Below are 15,320 nucleotides of genomic sequence, written 5' to 3'. Positions count from 1 at the left end.
TTGGAGATCCGGAAAGATTTTCTTCCCCTTTCCCGTCCGGGGCTCGACGGCGAGGAGATCGAGGCGGTTGCGGCGTCCCTTCGCTCCGGGTGGATCACCAGCGGGCCGAAGGTCGCCGAGCTCGAGGAGCTGTTCCGGTCACTGACCGGGGCCCCGCACGCCGTGGCGGTTTCTTCGGCCACCGCGGGACTGCACATCGTGCTTGCCGCGCTGGGGGTGGGCGAGGGGGACGAGATCGTGACCCCCTCGATGACGTTCGCCTCCACGGTGAACCAGATCGCCCTGCGCGGAGCGCGGCCGGTCTTCGCAGAAAACGACTACGGGACCCTCCAGGTCCTGCCCGAGGGAGTGGAGCGCGCGATCACGAAGCGGACGCGGGCGATCATCCCCGTGCACTTTGCCGGGGCCCCGTGCGACATCGACCTCATCCGCGCTGCCGCCGACCGGGCGGGCGTTCCCGTGATCGAGGACGCCGCCCACGCCGTGGGCACTTCCTACCGGGGGAAGCCCGCCGGAGGACACGGCAACATCGCGATCTATTCGTTCCACCCGATCAAGAACATCACCACCGGCGAAGGCGGCATGGTGACCTGCTACGACGGGGAATTGGCGAAAAAGCTCCGCCTGCTCCGGTTCCACGGTATCGAGCGGGACGCCTGGAAACGGTATGGGAAGGGGGGCACGCCGCACTACGACATCCGCGATCCCGGCTACAAGTACAATCTCACCGACCTGCAGGCGGCCATCGGCGTCGTCCAGATGGGGAAGGTGAAGCGGATGAACGACCGGCGTGCGGTCCTCGCCGGCCGATATCGCGAAGGACTGCGCGGCGTACCGGGCATCGACCTGCCGGAGCCGCCCCCCTACCCGCACGAGCATTCCTGGCACCTGTTCGTCGTGAAGGTGACGTCGATGGACCGCGACGCCTTCATCGGGCGGCTCGCGGACCGCAATATCGGCGTCGGCCTCCACTTCCCCCCCTGTCACCTGCTCGCCTACGTGCGCCAGCGGTTCGGTACAAAGGAAGGGGATCTTCCCGCGTGCGAACGGGCGGGGGCCCGGATCCTTTCGCTCCCCCTCTTCCCCGGCATGGCCGACGACGACGTGCACTACGTCTGCGCGGCGATCCGGGAGATCCTTTCGGGGACCCGGACGTGATCTCGGTCGTCATCCCCGTCTACAACGAGGAGAAGAACCTTCCCCTCCTCATGGACCGCCTCGAGACGGTCCTTCGCCCGTTGGGGCGCCCCTACGAGGTCATCTTCATCGACGACGGGAGCCGGGATCGATCCCTGTTGATCCTGAAATCTTTCGTGGGGCGAAACGGGGTCCGGGTGCTCGAACTGACTCGGAATTACGGGCAGCACTCGGCGATCATGTCGGGGTTCTCGGTCGTCAGGGGATCGGTTGTCGTGACGCTCGATGCCGACCTGCAGAACCCCCCCGATGAGATCCCGGGGCTGGTTCGTGTGATGGAGGAAGGGAACTACGAGGTCGTGGGGACGGTCCGGGTCATGCGGCGCGACTCCCTCTTCCGGATGATCCCGTCGCGCATCGTCAATGCGATGACGCGGAAGATCACCGGCGTCCATATGACCGACTGGGGATGCATGCTGCGCGCCTATCGGCGAGAGGTGGTCGACCGGATGGTCGAGAGCCAGGAGTACTCCACCTTCATCCCCGCGTTGGCGACGCTCTACGCGAAGCGGATGACGGAGATCCCCGTCGCCCACGCGGAGCGGCACGGCGGGGTCTCCCACTACAACCTCCCGAGGCTGCTCAATCTCCAGTTCGATTTGCTCACCTCCTTCTCCGAGTTCCCCCTCAAGGTCCTGTTGTACCTGGGAAGCGTGCTTGCGTTCGGCAGCGTGACGCTCGGCCTCCTCCTCGGCGTGATGCGCCTGATCTACGGCCCGGCGTGGGCGGAGTACGGCATCTTCACCCTGTTCGCCATCCTGTTCTTCTTCGTGGGGGGGCTCTTTATTGCCCTCGGGATCATGGGGCAGTACGTGGGCCGCATCTACCACGAGGTGCGGAAACGGCCGAGGTTCACGATCCGCAGGATACACGGGGAGTGACGCGCGTGCGCGCGGTCGTTTTCGCCTACCACAACATGGGGATCGTCGGCATCCGGGCGCTGCTTGCGAACGGCTTCGAGGTCCCCGCGGTTTTTGCCCACGCGGACGATCCGAAGGAGAACCGCTGGTTCGGGTCCGTGACGGAGTTTTGCCGGGAGAAGGGGATACCGGTCCACCTCCCCGGGAAGGTGAACGATCCCCCCTGGCCGCAGAGAATCCGAGCCGCTTCGCCCGATCTCCTCTTTTCCTTTTATTATCGGTCGATGCTGGGGAAGGAGATCCTGTCCATCCCGCGGCTGTGCGCGTTGAACCTGCACGGATCGCTCCTGCCGAAGTACCGCGGGAGGGCTCCCGTCAACTGGGTGCTGGTCCACGGCGAAACCGAAACCGGCGTGACGCTCCACGTGATGGAAGAGAAGCCCGACGCCGGGGACATCGTGGCGCAGGTGGCGGTGACGATCGCGTTCGAGGACACCGCCCTGACGTTGTACGGCAAGATGGAAAAGGCGGCCGAGGGTCTACTGTCCGGAATCCTGCCGAGGATCGCCTCGGGGGAGATCCCGCGCCGCAGGAACGAGTTGGAGAAGGGGAGCTATTTCGGGGGAAGGAAGCCCGAGGACGGGCGCATCGACTGGACCCGGTCCGCAGTGGAGATCTACAACCTGATCCGGGCGGTTACCCGTCCTTACCCCGGCGCGTACTCGATGCTCGGCGGGGAGAAATGCCTCGTCTGGCGGGCCCTGCCGGTTTCCGCGGAAGGGTTCCCCGAGGTCCCTGCGCCGGGGAAGATGGTGGTCGCGGGAGGGGGGACATCCCTTCAGACGGCGGGAGGATGCCTGACGACCGTGAGGACCGAACCGCGCGTCCTGGTGGGGACCGGTTCCGGCCTTCTCCGGTTCGAAGAGGTGGAGTGGAACGGAAAAACCGTCGAGGGAGAAGCGATCGTTTCCCTCTTCAGGAAGGCGATCACGTGGGGGTTCTCATGAAAGTCCTGATCCTGGGCGTGAACGGTTTCATCGGACACCACCTGACGGCGAGGATCCTGTCGGAGACCGACTGGAAGGTATACGGAATGGACCTCTCCGCCGAGCGGCTGGGCGGGATGGTCGACCACACGAGGTTCGAGTTCGTCGAGGGGGACATCTCCATCAACAAGGAGTGGATCGAGTACCACATCAAGAAGGCCGACGTGGTGCTCCCTCTCGTCGCCATCGCGACGCCGAAGGTCTACGTGGAACGGCCCCTCTCCGTCTTCGAGCTGGACTTCGAGGAGAACCTGCGAATCGTCCGGCAGGCCCACCGCTACGGCAAGCGGGTCGTCTTCCCCTCCACTTCCGAGGTGTACGGGATGTGCACCGACGCGGAGTTCGACGAGGAGACCTCCCCGCTCGTTCTGGGGCCCATCCTGAAGGAGCGGTGGATCTACTCCTGCAGCAAGCAGCTCCTGGACCGGGTGATCTGGGCCTACGGCCGCCAGGGGCTCTCGTTCACCCTGTTCCGCCCGTTCAACTGGATCGGGCCGCGGCTCGACTCGATCGAGACGGCGAAGGAGGGGAGCTCCCGCGTGGTGACCCAGTTCATCGCGAATCTTTTCCTGGGCGAGCCGATCCAGCTCGTGGACGGGGGAAGGCAGCGCCGCTGCTTCACCTACGTCGACGACGGGATCTCCGCGCTGATGAAAATTCTCGAGGACCGCAACGGGTGCGCCGCGGGGAAGATCTTCAACGTCGGAAACCCGAAGAACGATTGTTCGATTCGCGACCTGGCCCATCTGCTGAGCGACCTCTATGCCCGCCACCCGGGCGCGAGGAAGAGGATCCCTGAGATTATCGAAGTGAATTCGAAGCAGTTCTACGGCGAAGGGTACCAGGACATCCAGACCCGCACTCCCTCGATCGAGCGGGCAAGGCAGTGCCTCGGGTGGAGCCCGAAGGTGGGGCTTCGGGAAGCGCTCGCGAAGACTCTGGATGCCTTCCTCGAGGAGAACGAGCCCCCGAAGTCCCGGCCGACCGCATCGGCCACCGCGAAACGCACAAAGAAGTGAGCGAGGAGCGCATCCTCGGGCTGAAGGTAGACGTCGACACGCGGCGGGGGATGGAGGAGGGTGTCCCTGCGCTCCTGTCCGCCCTCTCGTCGGCCGGCGTCCCGGCGACGTTCTTCCTCTCCTTCGGCCCCGACAACTCGGGGAAGGCGATCACCCAACTGGTCCGCAATCCCAGGTTCCTGTTCAAGATGATCCGGACGAACGCGCCGGGGCTCTACGGCGTGAAGACCGCCCTCTACGGAACGTTCCTCAAGGCGCCGATGATCGCGAAGGCGTTCCCCGGACTGTGCCGCGAGATCGAGGCGCGGGGCCACGAGGTCGAGCTCCACGCGTGGGATCACCGCGCCTGGCAGGATACGCTCCCGCGGAGAGGAGAGCGGTGGATCCGGGAATGGCTCGACCAGGGTCTCTCCGCATACGACGGATGCCTGGGGCATCCTCCCCGGGCGTTCGGCGCGCCGGCCTGGCTCCTCACCGAACCGGCGGTGGCGGTCCTGGCGGATTCTCCATGGGAGTACCTGAGCTGCACGCGGGCTCCCTCGCCGTTCCTTCTCAAGGGAACAGGGAAGGTGGAGCTCCCCTCCGACCTCCCCTGCCTCGAAGAGGTGGGCGGGCCCAAGGGAGCGGGAAAAATCCTTTCGGCCCTGTCGGCGGGCGGCATCCACGTTCTCCCCGTCCACGCGGAGGTGGAGGGCGGGATCTGGAGCGGCGCCTTCGCCGACATCCTTCGGGGGGCGAGGGAACTCGGATACCGGGTAGCCCCGCTGTCTGAGGTCGTGGCAATCTTTAAAAAGCGCAACCTTCCCGAGCGGGGATTCCGCGCGGCGTTGTTGCCCGGCCGGGCGTTCCACTGCGCGGTCTGATGAAAAAAGTTGAATTTTGTTCACAGGACCGAGGCCCGTGAGGTAAAATAGAAAATTCCTACGGAGGGTGGGGGTTTTGGAGCTTCCTACACTTACCATCGGCAAATTCACTGCGCGCATCCCGCTGGTGCAGGGAGGGATGTCCGTGCGGGTGTCGACCTCGTCTCTGGCAGCGGCAGTGGCCGAATGCGGCGGGATCGGGACCATCGGGGGATCCGGCGTCCCCATCGACGAGCTGAAGGAGGACATCCGCAAGGCGAAGCGGATGACCAAGGGGATCATTGCGGTCAACATCATGTTTGCGATCCGGGAGTTCATGGAGGCCGTAATGGCGTCCATCGAGGCCGGCGTGGACATGATCGTCACCGGCGCCGGTTTCTCCCGCGACGTCTTCAAGATCGGCAAGCAGCACGACGTTCCCATCGTCTCCATCGTTTCCTCCCCCGAATTCGGCAAGCTTGCGGAGAGGAGCGGCGCCGATGCGATCGTGGTGGAGGCCAAGGAAGCGGGTGGGCATTTGGGCACGGACCGCCCGTTGCGCGAACTGTTCCCCGAGATCCGGAAAGTGGTCAAGAAGGTTCCGTTGATCGCCGCGGGAGGGATCACGGACGGGTACGAATTCGGCGAGATGATGGGCAAGTACGGGGCGGACGGCGTCCAGATGGCGACCCGTTTCGTCCTGACCAAGGAATGCGACGTCTCGGACGCTTTCAAGCAGGTCTACCTGGATGCGCGGAAAGAAGACGTTCTCCTCATCGATTCCCCCGTGGGGCTCCCCGGCCGCGCGATCCGGAACCGCTTCCTCCATCGCCTCCACGGAGGGGAAAACGTTTACGACGGCGAATGCAAGCGGAACTGCCTCAAGAGATGCAGCCATCTCTTCTGCATCATCGACCGACTGGACATGTCCCGCAACGGCGACGTGGAGGAAGGGCTGGTCTTTTCCGGCGAGAACGTCTGGAAGCTTTCGGACATCCCGTCGGTGCGGGAACTGATCGACCGGATCGTCGCCGAGGCGGAAAGCGTCTACGAGCCCGTCCCCGTCTGACCGCAGACCTTCTGCCGCCCCGCGTCCAGGATCCTGCGAATCGTCCCTGCGAGCTCCTGATCCGCCCGAAGCCATTCCGTCAGGTCGACTCCGAGCACGACGACGCAGCGGACCGATCCATCCTCGTTGCGGATCGCCGTGACGTTCCAGGCCAGGTTCCGCTCCGCCCCTTCCCTGGTCACGATCGTCGTGAGGGTTCCTTCCTTTTCCTTCCCCGAGAGGACTTCCCGGAAGGTCCTGGCGGCCTGGTTCCTCTCCGGCTCGGCGATGAAATCGAGGAACTCCCTTCCCACCGCCTCGCCGGCCGGATAGCCCGTGACCCGCTCCGCCGCGCGGTTGAAGAGAAGGATCTTCCCCTCCGGGTCGATCTCGACGGCGATCATGTTCGCGTCCTCCACCAGGGCGCGGTAGCTCGCCTCCGACTCCGCCAGCGCCCGCCGGTCTTCCACCTGCCGGGTGATGTCGACGTTCACGCTGATCCCGAGTTCCACCTCGTTCCCCTTTCCGCGGAAAGGAACCGTGTTGGAAAGGACCCGGCGGAACTCTCCCGAGGGGGCGTGGTTCTCCCATTGCAGGTTGAAAAACGATTCCCCGGAGAACACCCGGTCGATGATCTCCCGGGTCCGTTTCTCGTCCTCGGGCCGGACGATCAGCCGGAAGATGGATTTGCCGACGGCCTCCTGGGGGGGCTGGCCGAAGAGCCTGCGGCAGTGCAGGTTCCAGTGATGGATGTTTCCCTCGCGGTCGTAGGTGAAGCAGGCCGCCGGGATCTGCTCGAAGAGCGTGCGGAGCCGCTCCTCGGAAAGGGATAGCTGCTGATATTCCCGGGTGCTCCGCAGGACGAGCGACGCCTGCAGGGCGAAGGCGGAGAGCTCCTCGATCGCCTCCCGGTCGAACGCGTCGTGTTTCGACGCGTACACGATCAGCGCGCCGATGACCGCTTTCTCCTCGCGGAGAGGGATGGCGGCCACGGAGAGAACCCCTCGGGCGAGTGCCTGTTCCCTCCAGGGGCCGAACCGCGCCGAGCGTGCTACGTCGCGGACGATGTCGGGTTTTCCCTTGCGGATGGCTACCCCTGCCGGTCCGTTCCCCAGGGGGGTGTCGTCCCACCGCACGGGGATCTGCTGGAGGAACCCTTTCTTGGCCCCGCAGCTCGCCACCGGCTCGACGGAGCCGTCCGGCTTCGCCATGCCGATCCAGCACATCGGGGATCCCAGGGAAACCACCCCCTCCGCGATCCGATTCAATAGGTCCGGCACGGCCGCGTGCGCGAGAAAGGATGCGGTAATGTCCCGGAACCGCGTGAGCCGTATCGCCTGGCGCCGGATGCGCGCCAACTGTCCGTGCCACTCGAGAAGGCGGTCCAGCCGCTGGTGGAGCAGTCTTCCGGCCTCGACCTTTCTCGATTTTTCCGTGGGAGGGATGAAGTAGAAATTCTCGATCAACTTTCCGTCGAAAATGACGAACGGATGCGCCCGAAGGAGGTCCAGCAGCCTGTCGGCGGGGAAATCGTCCATCCCGCAGAGACAAAGGCAAAGAAAGGCCTGCTCGGCGAGGAAGACGTGCAGCTTCCACTGATACTCCAGCAGCCGCTCCCGGGGGGCATCCTTCGCGCCCGCAAACGCCATGTCCACGCAGAGCCGGAGCCCGGTGTACTTCTCCGAGCCGGCGATGCGTGCGGAGGAGCGGAAAAATTCCATCAACGCGTCCGGATCGAACTCCCCTTTCCGGGAATGCGGCGTCGGCCCCTGCACCACCAGCGCCGCTCCGCGGGCGAGCGCGCTCCCGATGTCGACCCCCTTGCGCTTCAGGCCGTTGAGGATTTCCTCCCTTTCCGTCTCATTGCAGTACACGAGACATTTTTCCCCTCGCGAAAGTCCGATCCGGATATAGGGAACCAGGGCGGAAATCAGCTCTTCCTTACTCCTGTGGAAGATGCAGATGTGGTCGTGGAGGGCCAGCTTTTCAAGGGACTCGTGGAGGGGACCGCTCATCGCCGTAAAACCTCCCGGTGGAGATCCGAAGTTCGATGCGCGGTCTTGGTGCGGCCGTATTTCATCTACAGTATATATGAAACGTCCCGGAGGGACACGAGCGAATTACGGGCGTGAATTTCTGGCGGTTCAGAGAGGGGACGGGGAAGTCCGGCGGGGGAAAAGGAACGAGAGAACGAGCGTGGCGGCGGCGCACAGTCCCCCGGCGACGGCGAAGCCGGCGGGGAAACCGGTCCGGGAGATGACGGCCCCGAGGGTTGCCGCGGAAACGGTGAACCCACCGTAAATACACGTGTTATAGCCGCCCATGGCCAGGCCGCGGATCCTCGTGGGGACCGATTCGGAGAGCAGCGTTCCGATTGCCGTGAACGTTGCCGCCATGCTCCCCCCGACGGCGACGAAGAGGGCGTACAGCGGGATGAGCGTGTTCGCCTGGCCCACCGCCATGATGGAGAGGCCGAACAGCAGGTTCCCGGCGAGGATGAAGGGAACCCGTTTCCCTGACCGGTCGGACAGGTGCCCGAACGGGATCCGGAAGAGAGCGTTGGCGGCCGCCTGGCACGTGAAGATCAACCCCGTGTGGGCGATGGAGATCCCGGTGTCCCGGGCGTACAGAGGAAAGAAGGCGAAAAGGGATCCCCACGCGTAGGTGGAGAAGAACGTGGTCGACCAGCAGGCGAGGACAGCACGGTTCCTCGTGATCTCCCGGAAGTCCGCCAGGAGGTGCCCCGATGGAAGGCGGATAACGGGGGGAGGGGCCGGCATGCGCGGCCCCCCCAGCAGGAGCCCGGCCGCGATGACGATTGCCGACAGGAGGAACGCGGTCCCGAATCCTCCGCCCGCGAGCGCGCCGCCCAGGCCAGGTCCCGCCGCCATTCCCAGGTAGAGGGCCGACGTGTACCACCCGTACGCCCTTCCCAGGAAGGGCACGGGGGAGACGTCGCCGACGTAGGACATCATCGCGGGGGAGAAGCAGGCGAGCCCCACCCCGGAAAAGAGGTAGATGGCGCCCACATGCAAAGGGCTGCGGGCGATCAGCAGGAGAAGGGACGTGAGCCCGGAGATCGCCATCCCGGCGAGGATGAGGCGCCGGCGGCCGAGCCGGTCGGACACAAGCCCCAGCGGCACCGACAGGAGCGTGGCGGCCAGCATGAAGCCCGCATGGATCAACCCCACATGGAAGGTGGAAGCGCCAAGCTTCTGGGCGAACAGCGGCACGAGAGGCAGGCGCATGTAGGCGCCCAGGTAGAGGACGAACGTCAGCGTGCAGGCGATCAGGATCGGAACGGGAACCAGTGCCCCGTTCCTTGCGGGCGCCTCTCCGGCGGTATCGGTCTTCGGCATCGACGTGGGACGAACCCCGATTCGGGAATAGGGAGTATTTTACACCGTCCCCCGGGTTTCTTTGCGGTCGATGGGTGGTAAAATCAGCCATCATGCAATCTCACTGGAAACTTTTGCAAAGCCGGCGGATGTTCTCGGACCGGCTGATTGCCGTAGACCACGACCGCTACCTCCTCGCGGGAAACGGCCGTTCGAACGACTTCACCGTTATCCGAACCTCCGACTGGATCAACATCATTCCGATCGCATCGGACGGGCGGCTCGTGTTCATTCGACAGTTCCGGCACGGGATCCGCGGGGTGACGGTCGAGATCCCCGGCGGTGCAATCGACGCCGGCGACGCGGATCCCCGCGCGGCGGCGGAGAGGGAGCTCCTGGAGGAAACGGGATTCCTGGCGGAGAAGTGGGAGTACCTCGGGTACGTCACGCCGAACCCCGCGATCCAGGACAACCGCTGCCATACCTTCCTGGCGAAGGAGGCGTTCCGGGCGGCCGAACCGCGCTTCGACCCCTACGAGCGGATCGAGGTCACGCTGTTCTCGAGGGAAGAGGCCGGAAAGGCGCTGCGAGACGGAACCGTGACCCACGGGCTGGTCCTTGCCGCGTTCGGGCTCTTTTTCGCTGCGGGATACGATCTGCGGTGATGGACCTCTGGCTCGTCCGACACGGAGAGGCGGTGCCGAAAAGCGTGGATCCCGCACGTCCGCTGAGCACCGACGGCATCCGATCGCTCTCTGCGGCGGCGTCCGCCCTTTCGGGGAAGATCGGGCGCCTCGACCTCGTTGCCACCAGCGGGAAGCTCCGCGCGCGCCAGACAGCCGAGATCTTTTGTGCCGCCGCAGGGTACCCGGCGGGCGGGATCGAGGAGACGAAGGCGTTATCCCCCGACGCCACCCCCGAGATGTTCCTCGCCTTTATCGAGGAGCAAGGGGGAAGGGAAAACATCCTGTGCGTTGGGCATCTTCCCTCCATCGCGCTCATCGCATCCGCCCTCCTTTCCGCGGGAGATCCCTTGAGACTGGTGTTCGGCGCAGGGTCCGTCTGCGGCATCCGGCTCGACACGATCCGGCGCGGCGCAGGGAAATTGCTTTTTTTCCAGTAGAAATAGAAAGAGCAAGATGAAAAAACGAAATAGGTTCTGGTTGTCTTTAATCGTTGGATAAAATTCTTCCTGATTCTTTTGCAACAATGTATTTTTTCGGCATTGACACTCCGGAATGCTTTTGAAATGATAAAAAACATTATATAAGGGGAGGGGTATTTATGGAAAAGAAGGTCGTAATAGAATTGACGGCGGAGATAGTTTCGGCTCACGCTTCCGTAAATGAGATGAGCAGGGAAGATCTCCTCGACGAAATCCAGGCGGTATTTGCGAAGCTTTCTTCCCTTGCCGGTGTAGAGGGAGCGGAAGCGGCAGCCCCCGCCGAAGGAAAGCCTGCCGTCCCTCTGAACAAGGCGTTCGGCGCCGACAAGGTTTATTGTATGGTGTGCGGAAAGGGATTCACGACGCTGAAAAAGCACCTGGCAATCAGCCACGACTTCACACCAAAGGATTATCGGAAGAAGTTCAATATCCCCACGAAGACCCCGCTTGTGGCCAGGAATTACTCCGAGGCGAAGAAAAAGATCGCGCAGAAACTCGGACTGGCAGAAAAGCTTGCCGAAGGGCGAAAGAAGCGCGGAAAGAAGTAAGCCTCAAGCATCCAGGGAATGCCGGCCCGCGCGGGAGGTTCTTCCGCGCGGGCTTTTTTTGGTGCCAGGACCGTCCCCGTTATTTTGCTCGTCCCCCGGACGAAAAAAAATTGTTTGAAACGATCCGCCCCGGGTCTTCATTTAGTAGGCGGGGACCGGTTCCCGCAACCGACCGGTTTTTGCATATCAAAAATGTTGACCGCGACATTACGGCTTGATGCAAAATAGAGTTTCGGGACGTTTCGGGTTCCAGCCGACGGACAGCAGAAAACCACCGCACGAAAGGGGGCAATGAAATGCCTTACGCCGCGAAGGATTACGGGAAGCTCATCGGGATGGCAGGATTCAGCGAAACCCTTCTCAAGAACCACTTCACACTGTACCAGGGGTACGTCACCAACACGAACAAGCTTCTCGACATTCTCGGAGGGATGCTTTCCGAAGGGAAGACCGCCACGCCGGAATACGCGGAACTGAAGCGTCGGCTGGGGTGGGAGTTCAACGGGATGCGACTCCATGAGTACTATTTCGAGAACCTGGGGGGCAAGGGAGCGGTGGACCCGGGAAGCCGCCTCGGGAAAGCGATCGCCGCGGAGTTCGGCAGCGTGGAGAAGTGGGAGGCGGATTTTCGCGCCGCGGGGGCGATGCGCGGGATCGGCTGGGTCGTCCTGTACCAGGACACCGTGGGCGGGCGGTTCATCAACCAGTGGGTCAACGAGCATGACGTCGGGAACCCGGCCGGGGCGGCGCCGATCCTGGTGATGGACGTTTTCGAGCATGCTTTCATGATCGACTACGGTCTGAAGCGGGCGGATTACATCGCCTCCTTCTTCAAGAACATCGACTGGAAGGCGGCGGAGGGACGCCTGAAATAAGGAGAGGAATTTTTGCGGACCCCCCGGGGACGTTTCGGGCTATTCTGGGAATTCCTGGGATAGCCCGCTTTGTTTAAGGAGTTGCCGGTTCCATGGATTATTATGCGCAGGGAAGCCTCGTCGCGGCGATCGTCGCGCTGGCGATCGCGGGTTACCTTCGCGTTTGGGCGAAGAACGACAAGGAGGCGCGCGCATTCGCGGACCTGTCGTTCATCATCTTCCTCTGGTGCCTCCCCGAGTACCTCTGGAAGACGTTGGGATCGGATTTCTGGCACCGCTTATCGCTCGCCGGGGTCATCTTCATTCCGCCGTTCGCCCTCCGGTACTGCGGCGCGGCCGTCCGGACGCGCCCGAAGGGATTCCCGGCCGCCCTGATTTCGGGGATGTGGATCAGCGGCTCCTTCACCCTCTCCCTCTTGAGTGACCGTCTCCTCGCCTCCGCCTGGTGGAACATCGCGGCGCTCCTGTACGTCTACCCCTGCCTGGGGCTCTGCCTCTACATCGTCGTCGCGCACGGCTTACGGGCGAATCCCTCGTCCATCGAACGGAAGAAATACCAGTTTCTGCTCGTCGGGGGCGGGATCGCGAGCCTCGTGGCGCCGTTGAACTTTCTGACGGGGACCGGTGTTTACTTCCCCCCGCTCGCCGCCTTCGCCGTCCTGCTGTTTTTCTATTTCATGGCGACCGGGATCCTCCACCTCCACTTCTTCGAGTTCCCCGACATCGTCGGGAGAGGGATCATCCTCGTCATCCAGGTGTTCGCCTTCGCCGTCGTTTTCGGCGTTCTCGAGGTCGCCTCCGGCCGCAAGTTCTGGTTCCCCCTGGCCGGCGTGTTCCTGATCTCCTTCTTCCTGCTGACGTTTTACCCCGTCCTGATGCGGAAACTGGGCGGGATCTCCTCCGACCTGCTCGTTCGGGAGTCGCGCGCCGTCCAGGCGCGGCTGGGCAACTTCGCCAAGAGGCTCGCCGACGGCTCCTCCCTTTCCGAGATCGCGCGGACGGTGGAGGAGGGGCTGGCGCAGATCCCGTTCGTCTCGGGGGCCTCTCTCTGGATCCGGCCGGAAGGGGGGACCGACGAGGGGGTCGGGACGCTCCCCGTCCGCCAGGACGAGTATCTCCGTGCATTCAACCGGTTCGCCAGCCGGTTTCCCGCGCTTCGATTCATGGAGCATGGGGGCTCGCGGGCCGCCGACGTCGCCATCTGGGACGACACGTGGGACGCTTCCTTTCCGATTTTTCTCCGGGGCGAGATGGCCGGCGTGGCGCTGTTCCACTGGAAGGACAAGTCGCCCTCGTTCCGGGAGATGGAGCTTTTAACGCCGTTTCTCGAAGGGATCGGCCTTGCCGTGGAGAACATCCGGCAGAAGCAGCGCATCCAGCGGAGGGAGCATTTCGCCACCGTCGGCGAGATGGCCGCCGGACTTGCCCACGAGGTGCGGACCCCTGCGGGAGTGATCAAGGGGGCGGCCCAGTTCCTCTCCCGGGAGGCCCCCCCCAAGGACCGCGAGTTCCTCGACATTATCGTGGAGGAGGCGGACCGGTTGAACAGCGTGGTGACCGAATTTCTCGAGTATGCCCGGCCCGCGGACCGTACCCCGCTCCGGATCTCCCTCCGGGAGCCCGTGGAGCGGGCGATGGTGCGTCTTCGCCGGGAGAGGTCGAAGGCGATGGAGCGGATCCGCTCCCGCATGCACGTCGCCGAGCCGGCGCCGAAGGTGAATGCCGATCCTTCGGAGATCGAGCGGGTCGTCTTCAACCTGTTGACCAACGCGGTGGAGGCGATGCCCGAGGGTGGCGACCTCATCGTCCGCGTCAACGGTGCCGGCGGGGAGGCCAGGATCTCCGTGGAGGATGCGGGGACGGGGATCTCGGACGAGGATCGGCTGCAACTGTTCCGTCCGTTCTTCACCACTCGCGAGCGCGGCGTGGGGATGGGGCTGGCCATCTGCCGCAGGATCGTGGAGGAGAACGGGGGATCCATCGCCGTCGAGACCGCTCCCGGCAAGGGGAGCCGGTTCACCATCAAGATGCCGGGGGGATGACCCGTTGAGGGGGAAGATCCTGATCGCGGAGGACGATCGGAACCTGCGCAAGGTCCTGCGCGCAATGCTGATGCGGGAAGGGTACGAGGTCACGGAGGCGGTCGACGGGGCCGCGGCCGCCTCATGGCTTGCGGCAAATCCGAACCGCGCGGACGCACTCGTCTCGGACATCCGGATGCCGAAGATGGACGGACTTGCCCTTTTCCGCCACTGCAGGGAGCGGCACCCCTCGTTGCCCGTTATCCTCGTCACGGCCTACGGGACGATCGGCGACGCGGTGGAGGCGATCCGCTCCGGGGCGTTCGATTACATCACCAAGCCGTTCGACGAGGCGGAGCTCCTGCGCGTGGTGGGAAACGCCGTCCGGACGGCGGCAGGCTCCGACAGGGAAATGAGCGCGAGCCCGGACGCCGCGGAGGAGTGGTTCGGAATGGTGGGGCGCTCTCCGGCGTGGCTCGAGGTCCGCAAGGTGATCGAGAAGGCAGCGGCGTCCCCGTTCCCCGTGCTCATCACGGGAGAAACCGGGACGGGGAAGGAGCTGGTCGCACGGGCCATCCACCGGATCAGCGGGAGGCGGGAGGGCCCCTTCATCAAGGTCAACGGCGCCGCGATTCCGCAGACGCTCTGGGAGGCGGAGGTCTTCGGTTACGAGAAAGGCGCGTTCACCGGCGCGGTGACCTCCAAGCCCGGCCGGTTCGAGCTGGCCGACGGCGGGACCTTCTTTCTCGACGAGGTGGGTGAGGTGCCCTATCCCATGCAGGGGAAGCTCCTCCGGGTCCTCCAAGACCGGGAGTTCGAGCGGGTGGGCGGGGTGAAGACCCTCACGGCGGACGCGCGCCTCATCTGCGCCTCCAACCGGGACTTGAGGAAGAGGATGGAGGCGGGGAAGTTCCGGGAGGACCTCTTCTTCCGGATCAACGGAATCCCGGTCCAGCTGCCCTCCTTGAAGGCGCGGCAGGAGGACATCCTTCCCCTGGCGGAAGTTTTCCTCCTGCGGACCTGCGCGGAGATGGAGCGCGGGAGGAAGAGGCTGACGCCGGAGTCGGTGGAGATCCTCGAACGCTACCCGTGGCCGGGCAACATCCGGGAGCTTGAGAATGCCGTCGGCCGGGCCGTGGCCCTCTCGGAAGGGGAGGAGATCACGCCGCCCGATCTCTGCCTGGCCCTGGCGGACCTGGCGTCGGAGGACGCCACGCCGGAGGAAACCCGCTTCCATGAATCCGTGCGGGAGCACAAGCGCGCCATCATCCGGCGGGCCATTCGCAACGCGGGCGGCAACAAGACGAAGGCTGCGGAGATTCTCGGGCTCACCCCGACCTATCTTTACCGCCTGATCCGCG

Annotated in this window: 14 protein-coding genes; 12 read left to right on the top strand and 2 right to left on the bottom strand. The window is 64.3% G+C overall.

Annotated features, from left to right (window positions below):
* Nucleotides 1–6: 6 nt before the first annotated feature.
* The 6 genes from A2Z13_03695 (at nucleotide 7) to A2Z13_03670 (ending at nucleotide 6,033) form a co-directional block, all read left to right on the top strand.
* A complete protein-coding gene (locus tag A2Z13_03695; protein ID OGP77035.1) occupies nucleotides 7–1,158 on the top strand; it encodes a hypothetical protein in 1,152 nt (383 codons plus the stop codon).
* Complete coding sequence (locus A2Z13_03690; GenBank protein ID OGP77015.1) at nucleotides 1,155–2,078, top strand: hypothetical protein; 924 nt, start codon at nucleotides 1,155–1,157, stop codon at nucleotides 2,076–2,078. Before A2Z13_03695 ends, A2Z13_03690 begins: the two co-directional genes overlap by 4 nt.
* Nucleotides 2,075–3,064, top strand: coding sequence for a hypothetical protein (locus A2Z13_03685; GenBank protein OGP77014.1), 990 nt, complete (start codon nucleotides 2,075–2,077; stop codon nucleotides 3,062–3,064). Before A2Z13_03690 ends, A2Z13_03685 begins: the two co-directional genes overlap by 4 nt.
* Nucleotides 3,049–4,122, top strand: a complete 1,074-nt coding sequence (locus A2Z13_03680) for a hypothetical protein (GenBank protein ID OGP77013.1) — start codon at nucleotides 3,049–3,051, stop codon at nucleotides 4,120–4,122. The genes A2Z13_03685 and A2Z13_03680 overlap by 16 nt, the downstream gene beginning before the upstream one ends.
* Nucleotides 4,119–4,985 carry a hypothetical protein gene (locus A2Z13_03675; protein ID OGP77012.1) on the top strand — a complete coding sequence of 289 codons (867 nt, stop codon included), beginning with the start codon at nucleotides 4,119–4,121 and terminating at the stop codon, nucleotides 4,983–4,985. The genes A2Z13_03680 and A2Z13_03675 overlap by 4 nt, the downstream gene beginning before the upstream one ends.
* A gap of 76 nt (nucleotides 4,986–5,061) precedes the next feature.
* A complete protein-coding gene (locus tag A2Z13_03670; protein ID OGP77011.1) occupies nucleotides 5,062–6,033 on the top strand; it encodes a 2-nitropropane dioxygenase in 972 nt (323 codons plus the stop codon).
* On the opposite strand, the gene A2Z13_03665 is transcribed toward A2Z13_03670, so the two are convergent.
* Both A2Z13_03665 and A2Z13_03660 read right to left on the bottom strand, forming a co-directional pair.
* Nucleotides 6,012–8,027, bottom strand: coding sequence for a hypothetical protein (locus tag A2Z13_03665; protein OGP77010.1), 2,016 nt, complete (start codon nucleotides 8,025–8,027; stop codon nucleotides 6,012–6,014). The genes A2Z13_03670 and A2Z13_03665 overlap by 22 nt on opposite strands.
* A gap of 129 nt (nucleotides 8,028–8,156) precedes the next feature.
* Entirely contained in the window at nucleotides 8,157–9,323 is a 1,167-nt protein-coding gene (locus A2Z13_03660) for a hypothetical protein (protein OGP77034.1), read from the bottom strand.
* Between the two features lie 140 nt (nucleotides 9,324–9,463).
* On the opposite strand from A2Z13_03660, the gene A2Z13_03655 reads away from it, so the two are divergent.
* The 6 genes from A2Z13_03655 to A2Z13_03630 all read left to right on the top strand — a co-directional run.
* A complete protein-coding gene (locus A2Z13_03655; GenBank protein ID OGP77009.1) occupies nucleotides 9,464–10,015 on the top strand; it encodes a hypothetical protein in 552 nt (183 codons plus the stop codon).
* Nucleotides 10,015–10,473 (top strand): hypothetical protein, encoded by a 459-nt coding sequence (locus A2Z13_03650; protein ID OGP77008.1) that lies wholly within the window; start codon nucleotides 10,015–10,017, stop codon nucleotides 10,471–10,473. The genes A2Z13_03655 and A2Z13_03650 overlap by 1 nt, the downstream gene beginning before the upstream one ends.
* 161 nt (nucleotides 10,474–10,634) lie before the next feature.
* Nucleotides 10,635–11,063, top strand: a complete 429-nt coding sequence (locus A2Z13_03645; GenBank protein OGP77007.1) for a hypothetical protein — start codon at nucleotides 10,635–10,637, stop codon at nucleotides 11,061–11,063.
* 296 nt (nucleotides 11,064–11,359) lie between these two features.
* Nucleotides 11,360–11,938, top strand: coding sequence for a superoxide dismutase (locus tag A2Z13_03640; GenBank protein ID OGP77006.1), 579 nt, complete (start codon nucleotides 11,360–11,362; stop codon nucleotides 11,936–11,938).
* A 92-nt stretch (nucleotides 11,939–12,030) separates the two neighbouring features.
* The gene (locus tag A2Z13_03635) at nucleotides 12,031–13,980 is read left to right on the top strand and encodes a hypothetical protein (GenBank protein ID OGP77005.1); all 1,950 of its coding nucleotides are present in this window, start codon (nucleotides 12,031–12,033) and stop codon (nucleotides 13,978–13,980) included.
* A gap of 4 nt (nucleotides 13,981–13,984) precedes the next feature.
* Nucleotides 13,985–15,320 (top strand): hypothetical protein (locus A2Z13_03630; GenBank protein ID OGP77004.1); only part of this gene is annotated, 1,336 nt, incomplete at its 3' end.

The sequence above is a fragment of the Deltaproteobacteria bacterium RBG_16_64_85 genome (assembly GCA_001798885.1).
Taxonomy (GTDB): Bacteria; Desulfobacterota; Deferrimicrobia; order Deferrimicrobiales; family Deferrimicrobiaceae; genus FEB-35.
The sequence above is the reverse complement of the archived record's forward strand: the minus strand, read 5'-3'. Positions and strand labels throughout refer to the sequence as shown.